At 44.5% G+C, this 18,591-nt stretch carries 18 protein-coding genes; 9 read left to right on the forward strand and 9 right to left on the reverse strand.

Translation table 11 applies throughout. The annotated features are described in order from the left end of the window. Positions 1 to 75: 75 nt before the first annotated feature. From lptC to radA, 5 genes are all read left to right on the forward strand, one after another. Positions 76 to 648, forward strand: a complete 573-nt coding sequence (gene lptC / locus RT064_RS05165) for an LPS export ABC transporter periplasmic protein LptC (protein ID WP_313062131.1) — start codon at positions 76 to 78, stop codon at positions 646 to 648. A gap of 180 nt (positions 649 to 828) precedes the next feature. Further along, complete coding sequence (gene lptA, locus RT064_RS05170; RefSeq protein WP_313062171.1) at positions 829 to 1,338, forward strand: lipopolysaccharide transport periplasmic protein LptA; 510 nt, start codon at positions 829 to 831, stop codon at positions 1,336 to 1,338. Positions 1,339 to 1,395: 57 nt separating this feature from the next. Next, on the forward strand, positions 1,396 to 2,139 hold the full coding sequence (gene lptB, locus RT064_RS05175) for an LPS export ABC transporter ATP-binding protein (RefSeq protein ID WP_099807795.1): 744 nt from the start codon (positions 1,396 to 1,398) through the stop codon (positions 2,137 to 2,139). 35 nt (positions 2,140 to 2,174) lie between these two features. Then, entirely contained in the window at positions 2,175 to 2,612 is a 438-nt protein-coding gene (locus RT064_RS05180; protein WP_313062132.1) for a PACE efflux transporter, read from the forward strand. A gap of 185 nt (positions 2,613 to 2,797) precedes the next feature. Next, complete coding sequence (radA, locus tag RT064_RS05185; protein ID WP_313062133.1) at positions 2,798 to 4,195, forward strand: DNA repair protein RadA; 1,398 nt, start codon at positions 2,798 to 2,800, stop codon at positions 4,193 to 4,195. Between the two features lie 57 nt (positions 4,196 to 4,252). On the opposite strand, the gene RT064_RS05190 is transcribed toward radA, so the two are convergent. The 4 genes from RT064_RS05190 to RT064_RS05205 form a co-directional block, all read right to left on the reverse strand. Continuing rightward, entirely contained in the window at positions 4,253 to 4,585 is a 333-nt protein-coding gene (locus tag RT064_RS05190; protein WP_007116343.1) for a hypothetical protein, read from the reverse strand. A 228-nt stretch (positions 4,586 to 4,813) separates the two neighbouring features. Then, a complete protein-coding gene (locus RT064_RS05195; RefSeq protein WP_313062135.1) occupies positions 4,814 to 5,608 on the reverse strand; it encodes an ABC transporter ATP-binding protein in 795 nt (264 codons plus the stop codon). 78 nt (positions 5,609 to 5,686) lie between these two features. Beyond that, a complete protein-coding gene (locus RT064_RS05200; RefSeq protein ID WP_313062137.1) occupies positions 5,687 to 6,592 on the reverse strand; it encodes an ABC transporter permease in 906 nt (301 codons plus the stop codon). 180 nt (positions 6,593 to 6,772) lie between these two features. Continuing rightward, positions 6,773 to 7,765 carry an ABC transporter substrate-binding protein gene (locus RT064_RS05205; protein ID WP_409519532.1) on the reverse strand — a complete coding sequence of 331 codons (993 nt, stop codon included), beginning with the start codon at positions 7,763 to 7,765 and terminating at the stop codon, positions 6,773 to 6,775. Between the two features lie 527 nt (positions 7,766 to 8,292). Between RT064_RS05205 and RT064_RS05210 the strand changes: the two genes are divergently transcribed. Continuing rightward, positions 8,293 to 8,808: a hypothetical protein gene (locus tag RT064_RS05210; protein WP_313062140.1), complete on the forward strand. Its 516-nt coding sequence runs from the start codon at positions 8,293 to 8,295 to the stop codon at positions 8,806 to 8,808. Between the two features lie 98 nt (positions 8,809 to 8,906). On the opposite strand, the gene RT064_RS05215 is transcribed toward RT064_RS05210, so the two are convergent. Beyond that, positions 8,907 to 9,968: an ABC transporter substrate-binding protein gene (locus RT064_RS05215; protein WP_313062142.1), complete on the reverse strand. Its 1,062-nt coding sequence runs from the start codon at positions 9,966 to 9,968 to the stop codon at positions 8,907 to 8,909. Positions 9,969 to 10,401: 433 nt separating this feature from the next. On the opposite strand from RT064_RS05215, the gene RT064_RS05220 reads away from it, so the two are divergent. Further along, positions 10,402 to 10,563, forward strand: a complete 162-nt coding sequence (locus RT064_RS05220; protein ID WP_160002154.1) for a hypothetical protein — start codon at positions 10,402 to 10,404, stop codon at positions 10,561 to 10,563. A gap of 129 nt (positions 10,564 to 10,692) precedes the next feature. On the opposite strand, the gene metG is transcribed toward RT064_RS05220, so the two are convergent. Continuing rightward, a complete protein-coding gene (gene metG, locus RT064_RS05225) occupies positions 10,693 to 12,804 on the reverse strand; it encodes a methionine--tRNA ligase (protein WP_313062146.1) in 2,112 nt (703 codons plus the stop codon). 212 nt (positions 12,805 to 13,016) lie between these two features. On the opposite strand from metG, the gene apbC reads away from it, so the two are divergent. Further along, complete coding sequence (gene apbC / locus RT064_RS05230; protein ID WP_313062148.1) at positions 13,017 to 14,243, forward strand: iron-sulfur cluster carrier protein ApbC; 1,227 nt, start codon at positions 13,017 to 13,019, stop codon at positions 14,241 to 14,243. 112 nt (positions 14,244 to 14,355) lie between these two features. Here the strand turns inward: apbC and RT064_RS05235 are convergent, their stop codons facing one another. The 3 genes from RT064_RS05235 to RT064_RS05245 all read right to left on the reverse strand — a co-directional run bounded on the left by RT064_RS05235 (position 14,356) and on the right by RT064_RS05245 (position 16,675). Continuing rightward, a complete protein-coding gene (locus RT064_RS05235) occupies positions 14,356 to 15,681 on the reverse strand; it encodes an LD-carboxypeptidase (protein ID WP_313062149.1) in 1,326 nt (441 codons plus the stop codon). 61 nt (positions 15,682 to 15,742) lie between these two features. Further along, positions 15,743 to 16,030 (reverse strand): hypothetical protein, encoded by a 288-nt coding sequence (locus RT064_RS05240; RefSeq protein ID WP_313062150.1) that lies wholly within the window; start codon positions 16,028 to 16,030, stop codon positions 15,743 to 15,745. A gap of 99 nt (positions 16,031 to 16,129) precedes the next feature. Then, a complete protein-coding gene (locus RT064_RS05245) occupies positions 16,130 to 16,675 on the reverse strand; it encodes a hypothetical protein (protein WP_313062152.1) in 546 nt (181 codons plus the stop codon). Positions 16,676 to 16,811: 136 nt separating this feature from the next. Between RT064_RS05245 and dnaQ the strand changes: the two genes are divergently transcribed. Continuing rightward, positions 16,812 to 18,521, forward strand: a complete 1,710-nt coding sequence (dnaQ, locus tag RT064_RS05250) for a DNA polymerase III subunit epsilon (protein WP_313062153.1) — start codon at positions 16,812 to 16,814, stop codon at positions 18,519 to 18,521. Positions 18,522 to 18,591: the final 70 nt, after the last annotated feature.

The raw sequence follows: 18,591 nt of genomic DNA on the forward strand, positions 1-18,591 counted from the left end.
AAGTGATTTGCGTATGCGGTTTAGTGTGGTAACGTCCGTTTTTATCAAATTTTTTGGCAATGTTAGGTGGCAATCGTGTCAACAAAAACGCTATTTATTTTAGGCTTATTATTTATTATCGTATCGGCCTATTTTTATGCGCAAAACGATGCTCGCTTGACCCAAGTGTCACTCAAACCGACCGATATTGATTACCAAGCAGAGCAAATTAAAGCATTACAAACGACCGAAACAGGTAGTGTCGGCTATCAGTTAACAGCGGCGCAGGTAACCCATTACCAAAATGCCAATACCGCCGTGATGTCCAAACCGCAGATTGTTATCCGTCCAAAAAACGAGCGTGAAGTAACTTTGGTGGCTGACCAAGCGCAATTGGATGAAAATAAGCAGATTGCTAAACTGATAGGTAACGTGACCTTAACCAGCGTTCCGTTGCTCACCCAAAATACCAGTATGTCGAATTTACCCGTTAAAATGATAGGTAAAAACTTTGTGGGTGATTTGGTCAATAATACCGTAATGACTAATGAACCGCTTACCTTTATCCATGGGAATAATCGGTTTGATGCCAAACAATTTAGGGGTGACTTGGCAACGGGTGATTACGGTTTTGGACAAGTGAGTGTGATGATTCAACCTGCACAGTAGCTAACCTTAGTCTTTAGTACAGTAGCTACTGTTAAGACAGCAAATCAGTTGCGATGTTGACGGGATTTAAGTGAGTATCAAAAATCTTTAACTTCGGTGCTAATTTAATCTATATTGTTGATTTTAAAATTTTTATATAAAAGGTTTAACATGATTGTGGTGAAGACTCGACAATTAATAATGGCTGGCGGTGTATTAGTTGCTGGCATCCTTGCGGCATCGAACGTGGCAAACGCCTTGCCATCAGACGCCAATGAGCCGATTCGGTTATTGGCAGATAAAGCGACGTACAGTGAGCGCTCTGGGGTGACAAGCTATACAGGCAACGTCACCATCAGCCAAGGCACGCTAAAAATGGTGGCGGATAATTTAACCGTCAATTTGACGCCAACCCGCGCTATCGAAAGTGCAGTCGCAACAGGGCGTCCTGCCACTATCCAACAAATTGTGACACAAGAGAAGGGCTTGGCGAAAGGTCAGGCGAATCGAATTGATTACAATGTCAAAACAGGGCTGGTCACCCTCACGGGTAATGCGCGCTTGACCCAAAATGGCGGTAGTTTTTCTGGCAATGTCATCCATTACAGTCTAAAAGTGGGTGATATTGAGGCAAAAGCAGGGAATAACCAACGTGTTGAACTGGTGTTTCCGCCACAAGCGAGCAACCGTGTGGGCGTTCGCAATCGCTAGTGTTTTTTAACTTGCTTTCGCTTTGTTTATTGCCATTGTTTAGTTCTAGGATTTATTATGTCGCAACCGCAAGCCAACCAGACTCTAATCATGCAGCACCTTGCCAAACGCTATGGCAAGCGTTGGGTGGTTAAAGATGTGTCTTTTTCCGTAGAACAAGGGCAAGTGGTTGGGTTACTCGGTCCAAATGGGGCGGGTAAGACTACCAGCTTTTATATGGTCGTTGGTCTGGTTAATATGGACAAAGGGCAAATACAGCTGGGTAATCAAGATTTGTCGGCATTGTCCATGCACGAGCGCGCTGCATCAGGCATTGGCTACTTACCGCAGGAAGCGTCAATTTTTCGCAAATTAACCGTTGAAGAAAATATTTTATCGATTTTGCAGACTCGCACAGATTTGGATAAAGCGGGGCAGCAGCAGCAACTTGAGCAGCTGATTGGGGAATTTAATTTGGGTCATGTGCGCCACTCATTGGGGATGAGCGTGTCAGGCGGTGAGCGCCGACGCTGTGAGATTGCCCGCAGCCTTGCCTCAAATCCCAAGTTTATTTTGCTTGACGAGCCTTTTGCGGGAGTCGACCCGATTTCGGTAGGCGATATCAAAGAGGTGATTATCAAGCTTAAACAGCGCGGCATCGGCGTGCTGATTACCGATCACAACGTGCGTGAGACTTTGGCTATCTGTGAACATGCCTATATTGTCAGTGAAGGACAAATTATTGCGGCAGGCACGCCAGAGCATATTTTAGACAATGAGTTGGTACGTAAGGTCTACTTGGGTGAAAACTTCATGGTCTAGCAAGCAGGGTTTAGTAAGATTGTTCAAGGCAAAACATGATGACCACCAAAGCGCGCATCTGGCAAGCGATTTTATTTGAGACAATCGCCATACTGCTATCATTAGGCTGGGTAAAATTACTCAGCTTTTTTGGCTTTACGGGTAGTGAATCGCAGCATAACTCAAGTATATTGGCGCTGCTGATTGGCATTTCGCTCATCGCCATGATTTGGACATTTATTTATAACTTACTATTTGATAAATTTTTTACCGGTGAAAAACTGGCTCGACCGCTATGGCTAAGGGTACTGCATATAGTGGGTTTTGAAGGTGGCTTGTTGGGCTTTACCTTGCCACTGGTCATGTGGGTGATGAATATTGGTCTATGGCAGGCGTTTATGCTCGATATTTCGTTGACCTTACTTATTTTGGTATATGGGTTTATTTTTTACTGGATTTATGACTTAGTCGCCCATAAATATAGTCGCAAATAACAGTAATCTTGCGTGTCAACACTGGTGTGTCAAACATAGCTCGCTATCCCTAATTTCATTGCATTAATGTCATCGTATTAATTTCATTGCATAGTTTATCCCTCTCACCACCACCAATACGCTTTAAGTTTCTTTATTCTTTAATTTTTCTTTATTTTTAAATTTTTCATTGCAAATTGGAATCTATGGCAAAATCAAAATCATCCTACGTGTGCCAACAATGTGGCGCAAACTTCGGTAAATGGTCGGGACAATGTGCCGAATGTGGCGCCTGGAATAGCCTTGTCGAAGCCCCGACGGTCAGCATGCCACATCATAAACCCGTCACCAAAAAAGCTAGCAACTACGCGGGCGAACAATCGAGCGTCATGCCACTTAATGCCGTGCCTATGTCACTCGATACTAGGCTACCAACGGGTGTTGGTGAGTTTGATCGGGTGTTAGGCGGCGGCTTAGTAGCAGGTTCTGTGGTGCTGATTGGGGGTGATCCTGGTATTGGCAAATCCACTATCTTGCTACAGACGGCGATTCATATGGCAGAAAATCAAAGTCTAGCCGGAAGTGCACTGTACATTACGGGTGAAGAATCGTTATCACAAGTGGCGATGCGGGCTAGTCGTTTGGGGCTACCCAATAACAACTTAAAAGTATTGGCAGAAACCAATGTTGAAATGATCTGCCAAGCCTTGACCCAAGAGCAACCAGCCGTCGCTATCATTGACTCAATTCAGACTTTGTTTACCGAAGCCATCCAATCCGCGCCAGGCGGTGTCAGTCAAATCCGTGAATCAGCGGCGATTCTGACGCGCTATGCCAAGCAAACGGGTACAGCGTTATTTTTGGTCGGGCATGTAACTAAAGAAGGGGCGCTGGCAGGCCCTCGCGTGCTAGAACATATGGTAGATGCGGTACTGTATTTTGAAGGACAGTCGGACAGCCGTTTTCGAATGATTCGTGCGGTGAAAAATCGTTTTGGTGCGGTCAACGAACTGGGTATTTTTGCCATGACGGATGCGGGACTCAAAGAAGTGGCGAATCCATCGGCGATATTTTTAAGTCGTTATGATAAACCGATTGCAGGCTCAGTGGTAATGGTTAGCCGTGAAGGTACCAGACCGCTACTGGTTGAAGTACAAGCGCTGGTGGATGAATCGCAAGGACAACCTAGGCGCATGGCATTAGGTTTAGATTATCAGCGCTTAGCCATGTTGCTGGCAGTCATGCACCGTCATGGCGGTATCCAAACCAATGGGCAAGATGTGTATGTCAATGTGGTAGGCGGGGTCAAGGTGCTTGAAACCGGCTCAGATTTGGCGGTGTTATTAGCTTGTGCGTCTAGTATCAAGGAAAAGCCTTTACCTTATACCCTAGCGGTATTTGGTGAAGTGGGCTTGTCGGGTGAAATCAGACCTGTGCCCAATGGTCAAGAGCGTCTAAAAGAAGCGGTGAAACATGGCTTTACCCATGCGATTGTACCCAAAGCCAATGCCCCAAAAACGCAATTAGAGCAATATCACGGTCTCAAAATCATTGCGGTTGAGCGATTAGATGATGCGATTGACAGCGCCTTTAATCATCTATAAATAAAAGACATAAAAAAGCTGAAAAGTAACATTTCAGCTTTTTTATGATTCACTTGTTTATTCTGCATCTGCGGCAAAGTTAAAGTATTTGGATTGACTGCCAATGATTTTCTCAACTGCTTCAATCACTTCATCCACCACATCATCATACACCCCATAGTGAAGCTCATTGCGAAACGAGGTAAACGGGCTTTTACGTAGACCTGAACGTACTTCGGTGATACCACTTTTATGGTAAATAAAATCAACTTTACCATTGGTGTTTAGTACGCAGCTTAGCCGTCCATCTTTTACCATCATATCCACGCGCTCTGGCATAAAGATGTATTCATTGACATTTAACGTTTTGTCTTCGACAGCTTTTGTAACTAGCGATTTTAAATCAAACATAGTGACCTCAAAGTTTATTGTTTTTTATAATTAACATTTAGAGAAAATAGCAGTATTGTCACTGCTTGCTTATCCAGTGTTATTATGAACAATTAATCTATCACTGTGTGTAAAAAAATGGATAACTTATGTTATCCATCTTCATCTTGTTAAGCGCTAGAGTTTATTTAACCTATTCTATTTAAGCCATCCTATTTAACTCACCGTATTTGATTGGGCGCAGTTAAGTTAGCTTAAAATTAAGCTGTCATCTTCTACCACTTCGCCGCGGGTGCGTTCAAACATATTGAGTAAATCGTGAACAGTCATGCCTTTGCGTTCATCGCCTGATACGTCTAGTATCACTTGTCCTTGGTGTAGCATGACGGTGCGCGTGCCGTGATTGAGCGCTTGCTGCATGGAGTGAGTGACCATCATGGTGGTGAGGTTATTTTCTTGGACGATTTTATCGGTCAGTTCCAAGACGAAAGCGGCGGTTTTTGGGTCAAGGGCAGCCGTGTGTTCATCGAGTAGTAAAATTTTCGACGGCTGCAGGGACGCCATTAATAGGCTAACCGCTTGGCGTTGCCCGCCTGATAACAATCCCATACGGTCAGTGAGTCGATTCTCTAACCCCAATTTTAAAATCGCCAGTTTTTCACGGAAAATTTCACGGTTTTTGTGATTCAATGCGCCTTTTAAAAATCGAGATTCGCCACGCTTGTAAGCAAGTGCCATGTTTTCTTCAATGGTTAAGGCTTCGCAAGTACCTGCCATTGGGTCTTGAAAAACGCGCGCTACCCAGTGTGCCCGTTGGTGGGCGGATTTTTTGGTGACGTCGATATTGTTTAAGGTAATTTTACCGCTATCAACCCGAATCGTGCCAGCAACGGCATTTAAAAACGTCGACTTACCTGCGCCGTTGGTACCAATGACCGTGACAAATTCACCCGCTTCAATACGCAGGCTGATACCACGTAAGGCAGGGTTTTCAATGGGCGTACCAGGATTGAAGGTCAATCGTAGGTTGTCTGCGTTCATCATAAGGCATTGTCCTTTTACTTTACTTTTACTCTATAAGTTGTTAAGTGCCAAAGTTAAAATCAATTATTTGATGCCAAGTTAAGCAGCATGCTTATGGCGATTGCTCAAAATTTTTGATTTGATTTTTGGCAGGATTAAAGCAATCACCACCAGTAGTGCGGTGACTAAGTTAACATCTTGAGGACCAAAACCAATCGCACGTAAGGTATCATTTGACAACGCAATTTGGATAAAGAATTTATAAAGAATCGCCCCGACAATAGCCGATAGGGTAATCCACAGCATTTTTTTGGCAGGGATGATGGTTTCACCAATGATAACGGCGGCAAGACCAATCACAATGGTACCAACACCAATGGAAATATCGGCACCGCCTTGGGTTTGCACAAAAATCGCACCAGCAAGCGCAATCAGTCCGTTAGAAATCGCCATCCCAAGCAAGATACTTCGAGAAGTGGCAATCCCTTGTGCTTGTGACATTCTAAGGTTAGAGCCAGTTGCCCGCATTGCCAAGCCCATCTCAGTGCTAAAGAACCAATCTAGGAATAATTTGGCAGCAAGCACCACACCACCAATGACCACACAGCGCATCCAATAGCCGTTACTATCGGTTACCAGTTCGCCAAATATCGTTGGCTCACCGAGCAATGGCAAGTTTGGCGCTTGCATAATGCGCAAATTGACGGCATACAGGGCTACCATCACTAAAATACTTGAGAGCAACTGTAAAATACCAAGTTTGACATGTAGCCAAGCCGTTACCAAACCTGCAATACCGCCCGCAAGCATACCAAAGATACAAGCCAGCCAAGGGTTGACATCCGCGATGATTGCCACACCGGCGACAGCACCGCCTAAGGGAAAACTACCATCCGCGGTCAAATCTGGAAAATCTAACACCCGAAATGAAATGTATACGCCCAAAGCCACTAACGCATAGATTAGACCACTTTCTAGGGCACCAAATAAAGCAAGTAACGACATAACTGTTCACACAAAAAAGTAAAGACCGCTTGTTAATTCAACAAGCAGTCAGGTGTTAAGGTAAACCAAGTGGCATTAAGCGCAATGCGACTAAAGTACAAATACGCGTTTTGAAACTTTAGTTGCCACTGGGAAATTAAATTTGCAATCACATTAAAACGGCTAAAACTAACAAAAGATTTACTGTTTAGCTTTTGGCGCAGGCTCTACTTGGGCTGCCTGACTAATTAAATCTTGAGGCAGCGTAATACCGACTTCTTGCGCGTGTTTTGGGCTAAGGTATAAGTCAAGCTTATTCATCGTGATAGGCTTGATGGTACCTGGTTTTTCGCCTTTTAGGACGCGTCCGACGATTTTACCTGTTTCGATGCCTAAGTCTTTGTAGTTGATACCCATTGCCGCGACTGCACCACGGGCAACAGAGTCAGTATCAGACGCTACTAGGGGCACTTTGATTTCTTTAGCCGCTTGGTAAAGCGACTCATAGGCGGATACCACGTTGTTGTCAAGTGAGGTATAGATGAGCTGAACCTTACCTTGTAGACCGCGAGTCGCTTGGGGAATATCGGTAGTGCGCTGTGCAGGTGCTGCAACGATGCTAATGCCCATCGGTTTAAATTTTGCTTCAAGCTCTTTGAGTACCACGGTTGAGTTGACTTCGCCTGGGCTGTATACATAGCCGACTGATTTGAGATTTGGTACGACTTTTTTCATCAGCTCAATCTGTGGCTCAAGTGGCAACATGTCTGATGCGCCTGTCACGTTGGTGCCAGAGGCTTCCCAAGATTTTATCAGTTTCGCTTGGACCGGGTCGGTAACTGCAGAGAAAATGACAGGAATTGAGTTGGTCGCTGCAATGACGGATTGCGCCGATGGGGTAGAAATGGCAACGATGGCATCGGGTTTATCCGCGGCAAATTGTTTGGCAATCTGACCGGCAGTCGCCGTATTGCCTTGGGCTGATTGGAAATTTACTTTTAGGTTTTGACCTTCTTTAAAGCCTTCGTTGCCAAGCTCTTCAATCACACCTTGACGAACGGCATCTAATGCGGGGTGCTCAACGATTGCCGTGATAGCAACAGACTTGGTATCGCCTGATGCAGCTGTCGTTGCGCTTGCTGTGCTTGCAGTACTGGCATCAGCTGTTTTATTGTTAGATTGGCTGCAACCCATCAGGCTTGCCATACAAATTCCACCTAGCATCATTGCTTTGGTCAAACGAGAAACACCAAATGTAGCGTTCAACATATATCACTCCAAAAACCCATCCATAGGGTAACAATTAAAAAGGTAATAAAAAGGTAAATCTGAAAAAGGAAAATCTTACACTTTAATAACAATGTCATACATCATTGTTAAACATTATTTACATTTTATCAGCTAATCTTGCAGTCGCATAGCGTTATATGTATTAGGCAAGTTTGCCAACCATGATTAAAGCTTTGGGTAACTGGTTAAAAAGGCATTATCTGATAAATTCATATAATATAAAAATCTGCCTTATTTCGTTAACGTATCATTTTTTAATAATAATTCGCTAAGTCATAAGCTAACTAATAAGTCATAGCGCATTGTTTTTAAGTAGAAAGAAAATCACCACAGCATTGTCATATTAAGTTACATTTTAATTTCATAATATAGCCTCATATAAAATTACTTATCCAGCGTACATATAAAGGTACAGATAAAGGTGTATGACAATGAAAAAATCGACGTTATTAACTAGCTTACTTTTAGCAGGCTCATTCATGGCTTCATCCACTGTTTTTGCAGATCCTGGTCATGGCAGATATCAAGACAAACAAGCTAGAAACTGGAAACAGCAACAGCAACAGCAACACTATAAAGATGACCGCAAAGAAAACCAACGCTACAGCACAAAACATGATAGAGACCGCGACAGAGGTGATAATCGATACTACGATAGTCGTAGTGGTCGCTACCTAACCCACGATCAGTATCGCCAATTACCCCCAGGTCTACAAAAAAATGTCGCACGTGGTAAAGCGGTACCACCAGGCTGGGCAAAAAAACTAGATAGTCGTTATTACAGCGTCAAGCGATATAATGACCGTAATGTCTATGTGTTAAATAACAATGCTTATCGCCAGGCAAAAGTTATCAGTCGCCCGCGTCCAGGTGAAGTGCGCCTACGTGTTGACAACCGCGTACTTGATGTTCTTGAAGCGACACGTGTTATTTTAAATGTGCTTTAAATTTTTAAATGTGCTTTAAATAAGGCATCATTTCAGTGCCCAGTTTGAACAACCCGTCTATTTAGTTAGGCGGGTTTTTTCTTATTTACCCATGGCGATTATTTGTCAATTTTTCGCTCGGGTGTGGTATCAACGTTAATCGCACCTTTTAGTAGTTCAGGATTTAGTGTTAAGCCTTGGGCTTGTGCATGTTTTGGGCTCACGTATAAAGTTGATTGGTTCATGACTTCGGGTTTAACTTGGTTAACAGGTGTGCCATCCAAAATTTTGCCTACCATTTTGCCTGTGGTACGTCCAAAGTCATAATCATTGACACCGAGTGCTGCCGTAGCACCGCGGCGGACGCTAAACTCATCGGAGGCGATGATGGGAAGTTTTAATGCATTGGCTGATTGCACCATTGATTCAAATGCCGACGCCACATTATTGTCCATTGAGGTATAAATCAACTGGGCTTTGCCGCCAAGACTATTAGTTGCCATGGCAATATCAGTCGGACGGTTGGCTGGGATATCCACTAATTCCATGCCGCGCTGTGGTAGCGCAATGGTGAGTTTATTTCGCAGCGCCACCGAATTCATCTCACCTGCGCTAAACACATAGCCAATGGATTTGGCTGACGGCATGATTTTTTGCATAAAGTCGAGCTGCGGTGCTAGCGGTAATTGGCTGGATAAACCTGTGATGTTGGGCTGAGTCGGGGTGTTTTGTTGAGTAATAAGTTTGGCAGCCACAGGATCTGACACTGCTGTATAAACAATCGGTATCTCTTTGCTAGCGGCAGCCAACGACTGGGCAGTAGGGGTGGAGATTGCCACGATGGCATCAGGTTTATCAGCGACAAATTGCTTGGATATTTGTCCTGCCGTTGCTGTATTGCCTTGTGCTGACTGAAAATTTACGGTTAGATTTTGCCCTTTTACATACCCTTCAGCAGCCAATTCATCAATGATACCTTGGCGAATGGCATCAAGCGATGGGTGTGCCACAATCGCAGAAATGGCGATGGTTTTATTGGGTTTTTGGCTGGCAGTGGCTGAAGGTTTGCTAGCCGTATCCGTAGAAGCTTGCGGGGATGGTTTCTGAGGTGAGCAGGCGGCTAAAGATAATCCAACAATGGCGCAGATAGCGGACAATTGACCGTGTGTGGTTGACAACATAGTATTCCCCAATAATCAAACTTGTTTTGTGAGTCGAGTATATCATTTCAATGTACTAGTTTACTATAACATAAATAAAAGCTTGCAACTATGGCTAAGTTTTTATGGATTAGAAGTTTTGATAAACGCTTTGATAAACAGTAGCTTATTAACAAAACCTGTCATGAATACCACCATATGATTATGCTTAATTACATAAAGTCCTTAATTGAAACATAAAATATAAATATTATTGAATATTTCATGAAATTGTCATAATAAAATGGTATGAAAATTTTTCGATATCTTTTAGAATAGAACTTCTACTCGCAGCATTATTTATCTTTTTTAAACGATTCGTTGCAGCGTTGATTAAGTTAAACGTGTCTGTGCTTAGTAAAGGTAAATGATTCACAGATGGAATCATCGTACACTAACTCAACAAGGAGGCTATATGAACTCATCAAACTTGATGGCAGGCGTATTAGTAGTTGGTGCTATTCTACCTTCGGCTGAAACACCCCATTATTGCCAATATAATAAGGCAGCTAATCCAGTTAGAGCCAATCGAAAATCTATACCCGTTCGCATCAGTGTGAGCAAAGGCGAACGTTAATCGTGCGACATTATTGATTTTTTGATATTTAGGATAGCTTAATAAAAAAACCGCTGGTAATTACCAGCGGTTTTTTTATATTTTGACAAAAATGTTTCAAATGATGGCTATTAACCCCAGTTAAGCCCATTAAGCAAGGGTTGCGCCCGCAGGGATATGGTCATCTAAAGTAACAATCGTCAATTGACCGGATTTTTCAGCCGATAAAATCATACCTTCAGAAATACCAAACTTCATTTTTCGTGGCGCAAGGTTGGTGACGCAGACCACAGTTTTGCCCACCAATTGTTCAGGGTTATAAAATTTGGCGATACCGCTAAACACATTGCGCGTTTTCACATTGCCCTGCGCATCTGTCTCACCCACATCTAGGGTAAATTGCAGCAATTTATCTGCACCTTCCACGTTATTGCAGGCTAGCACTTTTGCTACGGTCATCGTGACTTTGGCAAAGTCATCGATACCAATCAATGCGGTATCGCCAGTGGGTTGTTCGCTAGCGGCGGCTTTGGTGTTGCTCGCGCCAGATTGTCCAGTTGCTGGTTGATTGGCGATAGCAGGCTGCTTGTTTAAATCTTCTTTTGAGGCGTCTATCATCGCAGCAACTTTATCTTTGTCAACCCGCTGCATCAATGGGGTAAAGGCGTTGATGGTATGCCCGACCAATAACGCATGACGGCTATCAAAATCTAGGCTGTCAACATTGAGAAAAATTCGTGCTTTTTCACACATCAATGGTAATACAGGGGCAAGATAAACCACCAATTGACGGAAGATATTAAGCGCGACGGTACACACCGCTTGTACTTCAGCTTGTTGACCGTCTACTTTGTTGAGTGCCCACGGTTTTTTGTCATCGATGTACTCATTGGCTTTGTCTGCGCACGCCATAATCAGACGCATGGCTTTGCTAAATTCGCGCGCTTCATAAGCAGCAGCGATGTCTTCGCCGGCATCAATGATTTGTTGTACCAAAGCAGGCTCGCTGATTGTTAGTGCCAGTTTGCTACCGTGATTTTTATGGATAAATCCTGCACAGCGGCTGGCGATATTGACGACTTTACCCACCAAGTCTGAATTGACTTTTTGCATGAAATCTTCAAGATCCAGATTGATATCTTCGACACTGGCTGATAATTTGCTAGCAAAGTAGTAACGCAAGTATTCAGGGTCAAGGTTTTGTAAGTAAGTATCAGCTTTGATAAAGGTGCCGCGAGATTTACTCATTTTCTCGCCATTGACGGTCAAGAAACCATGCGCGTTGATCGCAGTGGGGGTTCTAAATCCTGCGCCTTCAAGCATAGCTGGCCAAAACAGGGCGTGGAAATACACAATATCTTTACCGATAAAGTGATAAACTTCGGTGTTGTTATGATTTTCTTTTGACCAATAGTCATCAAAATTTAAGCCTAAATGCGCACCTTGTTGGTCGCACAAGTTTTTGAAACTTGCCATATAACCGACAGGCGCATCGAGCCACACATAAAAGTACTTGTCGGGTTCACTGGCTGGGGTGTTTGGGATTTTAAAGCCAAAATACGGCGCATCGCGGCTGATATCCCAGTTGGCAAGACCTGCATCAAACCATTCTTGTAATTTGTTGGCGATAGAGGTTTGCAGGCGACCTTCTTTACGCGTCCAATTTTGCAAAAATTCGCTAAAGTTTGGCAGGTTAAAGAAATAATGGATGGATGATTTTAAAACAGGCGTTGCACCTGAAAGCGTTGAGTAAGGATTTTTGAGTTCGGTGGCATTATAGGTCGTGCCGCAGACTTCGCAGTTGTCGCCGTATTGGTCTTTTGCGCCGCATTTTGGGCATTCGCCTTTGACAAAACGGTCTGCCAAAAACAAGCCTTTTTCTGGGTCATACAGTTGTTCAACTGCTTTGTGCGAGATATGACCGTTTTCATACAAGCGATTATAAATCAGCTGAGAGTAATGCTCATTCTCAGGGCTGTGGGTTGAGTAGTAGTTATCATAATCAATTAAAAATCCCGCAAAGTCCTTTTCATGCGAGGCTTTGACATCAGCAATAAAACTCTCAGGGCTAACACCTATCTCTCCAGCTTTCATCATGATAGCAGTGCCGTGGGCATCATCAGCGCAGACATAAGTGACCCGATGCCCCATCGCTTTCATGGCACGCACCCAAATGTCGGTTTGTATATGTTCAAGCAAATGCCCCAAATGAATCGGACCATTGGCATACGGTAGGGCGCTAGTAACTAAAATTTTTCTCACAATACACCTGTTATTGATTTGTTTAAAAAAATGTCATTATTGCTGTATGATAGCTTAAATCGCATCATTTCCCAACCAATGGGCATCAATCAAACAAGAAAAATTACTTTTCACACAGATATGTTCAATCTGTCTCTGTAAAAATTAGCAATGAACCCCACTTAACAGTGGTTAAAATCGTTAAAATAACAACATTGGGGTAAGCAACTATCATGTTCAACTTTATCAAACCAAAAACCGTGGCAACAGTGGATGAGTCCACGCTTAATCAGTTATTGGATGACTACCGCGTCAATAACCAGCCAATTCGCCAGTATGTCAGAGGAGTTAAACAGCAAGGTAATAGTCTGACATTGGATTTGCGCTTGCCCGATGATTGCAATCCTGAACAAATTCATCATGATTTGAGCCAAAAGCTGCATATCCATGGGGTCAGTGAAGTGAATATGAATATTACCTTGTTTGACAGCACTACCGCGCCAAAAACCACGACCAAAGGTAGTGGCTCAACCCTACCCAAAACCACCAATGCCATGCCACCTGTCACTCAGGCCGCGCCACGAAGTGACAAATTAGTCACAGAAACACCTGAACCTGCGATTGCCAAAAAAGCCACCACCCAAGCAGAATTAACACCGCATCCACGTATCGAGCATATTATTGTGGTGGCTTCGGGTAAAGGCGGCGTTGGCAAATCGACGACGACAGTGAATATCGCCTTAGCGCTGCAAAAACTGGGCAAACGCGTGGGCGTGTTGGATGCGGATATCTATGGCCCGAGTATTCCAAGTATGCTTGGCGTGGCAGGTCAGCAGCCGCAGCTCGAGCATGAGCAATTCGTACCGATTGCCGCGCAAGGCATGCCGATGCTATCTATCGGTAGCTTGTTGAGTGATGACACCACCCCGATTGCTTGGCGCGGTGCCAAAGCCACAGGCGCACTGATGCAGCTTTACAATCAAACCAACTGGCCAAACCTAGATTATTTGGTGATTGATATGCCACCTGGGACAGGGGATATCCAGTTGACGCTTGCCCAGCGTATTCCTGTGACCGGTGCGGTGATTGTGACCACACCGCAGCATATCGCCTTGCTAGATGCGCAAAAAGGCATTGAGATGTTTCGCAAAACCCATATCCCTGTGCTGGGCGTGGTAGAAAATATGGCGCTGCATACTTGTAGTAGCTGTGGGCATACTGAAGCGATTTTTGGCGAAGGCGGCGGTGATAAAATGGCAGCACAGTATCAAGTGCCACTACTGGGGCAATTACCACTGGCAAAAGGCATCCGCGAGCAAGCCGATAAGGGCGAGCCGTCCGTCATTGCCAATCAAGGCGCAGGCGATGAATTTGCCGACTATTATCTCAATATCGCTAAAAATATCGAAGCCAATATCGCCAAATTTGCCAAAACGCATGACAACAATCGGATTTTCTAGCGGGATTGGATAGTCAAAAAAGTCAAAGAATATGTGTTAAATAAACCTGTTTTGGTAGCATACAAACAGGTTTTAACTAACCTACATAAGACCCCGCTTGATCAATAATACGTTAGATTAATAATTTAGTTAAGTCCAAATTGCCAAAGTTTGTATCGGTTTTAAGATGATAAAACTGGTTAAACGTCGCTTGATAACCACTACCCACATTGTCAAGTGTGACAGGCACACCTAACGGAAAATTAATGCGTCTTGCTACATGCCCAAATGGAAAATCGGTGTAGATAGGTCGCCCTGTCGCTTGTTGGATAGTACGGATGACGGTATCAAAGGTGTAATCGCCATTGTAAGCATCATTGATGCCGCTAAAATTAAATTTGCCCAGCACAATCGCTTGCTGTTTTGCCACAATCCCTGATAACACCAAGGTTTGTAGCATACGCTCGATACGGTACGGCTGCTCACCCGTATCTTCCAAAAACAAAATCCCATTGTCGACATTTGGCATATACGGCGTGCCCACCATTGCAGATAACACGCTAAGATTACCGCCCCATAAGGTGCCTTTTATTGGCTTAGCCAAAGGACGCGCAGTGTCACGATACAGCTGAGTTTCTGGCACTTGGATACGTAGCTGGTTTTGGGTGCAAAGGTTGATAAAACTTTGGATGGTATCGGTATTTACCACTGTTTTGCCAAAGTCACTACTGAGCATTGCACCTGCTACATACGGGAAATGACCTTTGGCGTACATGGCAAGCTGCAACGCAGTAAAATCACTAAATCCCATCAGTAGTGTGCCGCGCTCTTTGAGTTTTTGCGTCAGCATTCGCCACTGCTGATCACTTAGTTTGTTGAGCAAACGCATCGCGCCATAGCCGCCACGCACGCCGAGTAATATTTTAGGCAATTGGTGTACAGGTCGATTGAGTAACGCGGTAATATCGCCCAAGCGCTCACTGTCTGAACCTGCAAAGCGCAGATAACGGCGACTAATCACTTCTGGATTGTCGATATAAAATCCGGCTTGGGTGAGTCGGTGAATCGCTAGTAAGTTACGCTGTTCATCACTGCCAAATCCCGATGGCGCTACCAGATGGAGGTGGACACCGCGACCTTTGAGCGCTTCACAATTGGCTTTGATGGTCGCAAAGTCCCATTGGGGCCATTGGGGATTGATGGGCATTGTTTCCATGGGCGTATTGCCATTGAGCATAGCGCTAGGCTCGCCAAAAGCCATGTTATCAGCATCATTGTTTGTCCCATAGCGCTGTGAAGGTTGGCTAATCACTTGCCCGCCTATGGTCAAATCCGCTTTTGCACCCGTTACCGTCGCTGCCGATAGCGCTATGCCTGTCTTTAGCAGTCGGCGCCGCGTCAAGCCAGCCAAGTGGGTGGTAGTCATGTGGGCGTGAGTATTCGCCATTTTTTGAGACATTTTATTATCCAAACAAATTCATCGACTTGCAAAAAATCATGGTTCAACTAATCGGGTATGTTTAATCAGGTATGTTCATCTTGTTGTTGGTATCTGCCGAGATACCATAATAAAAAACCCCTGTCGCCACCAAACTCGATACCAACACAAACATCATATCAAGCGCAGCTTTGTGCATGACATATAAGTTCAATAGCGCAAAGATCACGAGCGCGATCACAAAGAAAATCGCCACGTATTGCCATTTTTTATCATTTGGGATGGAGGAGCCTTTGTATCGAAAATGACGGATACTAAAGCCACTAGTGTATGCCACCAAGCCCAGCACTAACCATGCAAAAAAATTCATCGCTTATTCTCTATCAATCGTTTGCGGTTAAAATTTGGATGAGATGTATTAACTCACGCATCAAACCAAGCTCATCAAATCAAGCAACAACTCAGGTCATTAAAGTTTGGTGGTTTGCTCGCATGCCACTTTATAGACCGTATTACTACCTTTGTAAATATAACCCAGATACGGGCTGTCAAATTGCGGGTTTAGGCTTGCAAAACTATCGGTGATTTTGGCAAGGACAAACACGCGGTCGGGGCGAGCGATGACTTTTTCTAAGTATTGATGTTCATCGGCTTTGATGTCAAAGTATTTTTGTATATCTGGGCTGTCAGTGGCGATGACTTGCATGGCTTCTGGCTTGTCCCAGTTTTTGCTGGGGTCGTTAAACTCGCGCATTTGCATGGCATAGTTGTCACCATTTTTGATAATTTTGATTTGGGCAGGTTCTGTATGGCTGACTGTGTAACAGCCCACAAACACATCATCGCTAGCGGCAGGTTGTGATAGTGCTGGCGACTGTTTTGCGCCATCGCCGCTAGTGGTTGCAGGGGATTGGGGCTTGTTACAAGCCACCAAATTTAGGCTTATCGCACAGACCATAGCCATACCCACCTTGGTCAACACAGGTGACACGAGCGCACGAGATTTTTTTTGCATAGACGTCCTTTACAACCAACAGATAGCAACTATAAGCGGTTATTATAGACGTTTTGGCATGGCTTTTTATGCTTTTTTTTCTTATACTGAGAGCTGTTTTTTTGATTGTTTTGCTGTTTCATATGGGTTGTTATCTATGTCAAATCATGCCTTAACGCCCCTTGTGGGTCAAACCGTTGCTTACACTGATGGCGCCTGCCGTGGCAATCCTGGTAAAGGTGGCTTTGGCGCTGTGGTGATTTTACCGACGGGTGAGCAAATTGATATTTGCGGGGGTGAGGCGCATACCACCAACAACCGCATGGAGCTGATGGGTGCGATTGCGGCACTGGAAAACAGCCCAAAAGCGTTACCGATTCAAATCTGGTCAGACTCTAGCTATGTCATCAAAGGCATCAGCGAATGGCTGGCAGGGTGGAAAAAGAAACATTGGAAAAATGTCAAAAATGTGGAATTATGGCAGCGACTTGATGGGCTGTGCGAGCAGCGACAAATTGACTGGCAATGGGTCAAAGGACATGCCGGTCATGATGGCAATGAATATGCCGATAAGCTTGCAAACCAAGGCATTGACCAACTACCCAAAAGCTTTAACAAAGTGATTAAAAACCCACCCAATCCTACCACTGATTTAGATGTTAAATCGGATTTTAGTGATAAAAACCCTGATTTTGATGATAAAAAAAAAGACCCGCCCATGAACCCAATGTCAACCGATAACAACCCAGTCCTCACTCACTCAGCGTTAACCCGCGATTTTAGCGATACGTCTTTTGATGACGCACAAGACATGGAGTTTGCAGACAGTGAGATGATGGGGGATATCTTTTTGCAGGCACTCGACGGTGAGCCAACCCCAAGCACTATTCACATAAACACTATTCAAACAAGCACTACCCAAACCAGCCATGCTCAAGCTAGCCATACTCAAAGTGTCGATGTATCAACTCGGTCATCGTTCGGGGGACAGGCAACTCACTTGCCAACCAGTGCTAACCCACATTTTGCGGTGTTCACCAATCCGCAAGGGCAATTTGTCGCGCAACATGACAGCTTGATTGCTCAGCGTCCCGTGTTTAATGGTATTACCAGCCAGCCCAACCCGACTTTTATACCTTTATTGCCCATCGCCAAACACAAAGGGACTGCCAATCGCCAGCTGATTCTCGATACTGAGACCACAGGGTTTGAAGCGCAAAATGGTGACCGTATCATTGAGGTCGGTATCGTTGAGATGATTAATCGACGTTTTACCGGTGAAAAACTGCATGTCTATATCAACCCAAAAATTGAGATGGGTGAGGAAGTCATTCGCGTTCATGGCATTCACAATGTGTTTTTAAATGATATGCCCGTGTTTGAGCAAGTTGGTGAAGCGATTTATGATTTTTTGCAAGGCGCAGAACTTATCGCGCATAATGCGGGGTTTGACATGAGCTTTTTGCAAGCTGAGTTTGCGCGACTTGGCTTGCCTGATATCAATCAAACCGTCACCGTGACAGACAGCCTTGCCATCGCCAAGCGCATGTTCGCAGGGCAGCGCAATACCTTGGATGCGCTGGTTAAACGTCTCAATGTCGGTAAACAAGACCGTACCTTCCACGGGGCGTTACTCGATGCCGAGATTTTAGCGGAAGTGTATCTGGCGATGACAGGCGGACAGGTTGCGTTGGCGATTGATGATGATGTCGGCGGCGGTGTCGGCGGTGCGACTGAGCATCAGCGTTTTAGCACGACTATCAAGCGCTTTTTGGCGAGTAGTGATGCTGAGCAGGCGCATCTTGAATGGCTTAACGCCTTAAAAGATAACAACCCACAGCTGGCTGAAAACTGGGCGAGTGTTTAACAATAAACAATGCCTCATTAGGTTGTGTTGAACATTCAAAGCTTCAGCCAATGATAAGCAAAGGCTAGAG

Source organism: Moraxella sp. CTOTU49097 (assembly GCF_032064105.1).
GTDB lineage: Bacteria > Pseudomonadota > Gammaproteobacteria > Pseudomonadales > Moraxellaceae > Faucicola > Faucicola osloensis_B.

Bases quoted from the DNA above. Each gene is read 5' to 3' on its own strand.
- lptA (WP_313062171.1), top strand. From the start codon at position 829: ATGGCTGGCGGTGTATTAGTTGCTGGCATCCTTGCGGCATCGAACGTG.
- lptB (WP_099807795.1), top strand. From the start codon at position 1,396: ATGTCGCAACCGCAAGCCAACCAGACTCTAATCATGCAGCACCTTGCC.
- RT064_RS05180 (WP_313062132.1), top strand. From the start codon at position 2,175: ATGATGACCACCAAAGCGCGCATCTGGCAAGCGATTTTATTTGAGACA.
- radA (WP_313062133.1), top strand. From the start codon at position 2,798: ATGGCAAAATCAAAATCATCCTACGTGTGCCAACAATGTGGCGCAAAC.
- RT064_RS05190 (WP_007116343.1), bottom strand. From the start codon at position 4,585: ATGTTTGATTTAAAATCGCTAGTTACAAAAGCTGTCGAAGACAAAACG.
- RT064_RS05195 (WP_313062135.1), bottom strand. From the start codon at position 5,608: ATGATGAACGCAGACAACCTACGATTGACCTTCAATCCTGGTACGCCC.
- RT064_RS05200 (WP_313062137.1), bottom strand. From the start codon at position 6,592: ATGTCGTTACTTGCTTTATTTGGTGCCCTAGAAAGTGGTCTAATCTAT.
- RT064_RS05205 (WP_409519532.1), bottom strand. From the start codon at position 7,765: ATGGGTTGCAGCCAATCTAACAATAAAACAGCTGATGCCAGTACTGCA.
- RT064_RS05210 (WP_313062140.1), top strand. From the start codon at position 8,293: ATGAAAAAATCGACGTTATTAACTAGCTTACTTTTAGCAGGCTCATTC.
- RT064_RS05215 (WP_313062142.1), bottom strand. From the start codon at position 9,968: ATGTTGTCAACCACACACGGTCAATTGTCCGCTATCTGCGCCATTGTT.
- RT064_RS05220 (WP_160002154.1), top strand. From the start codon at position 10,402: ATGAACTCATCAAACTTGATGGCAGGCGTATTAGTAGTTGGTGCTATT.
- apbC (WP_313062148.1), top strand. From the start codon at position 13,017: ATGTTCAACTTTATCAAACCAAAAACCGTGGCAACAGTGGATGAGTCC.
- RT064_RS05235 (WP_313062149.1), bottom strand. From the start codon at position 15,681: ATGTCTCAAAAAATGGCGAATACTCACGCCCACATGACTACCACCCAC.
- RT064_RS05240 (WP_313062150.1), bottom strand. From the start codon at position 16,030: ATGAATTTTTTTGCATGGTTAGTGCTGGGCTTGGTGGCATACACTAGT.
- RT064_RS05245 (WP_313062152.1), bottom strand. From the start codon at position 16,675: ATGCAAAAAAAATCTCGTGCGCTCGTGTCACCTGTGTTGACCAAGGTG.
- dnaQ (WP_313062153.1), top strand. From the start codon at position 16,812: ATGTCAAATCATGCCTTAACGCCCCTTGTGGGTCAAACCGTTGCTTAC.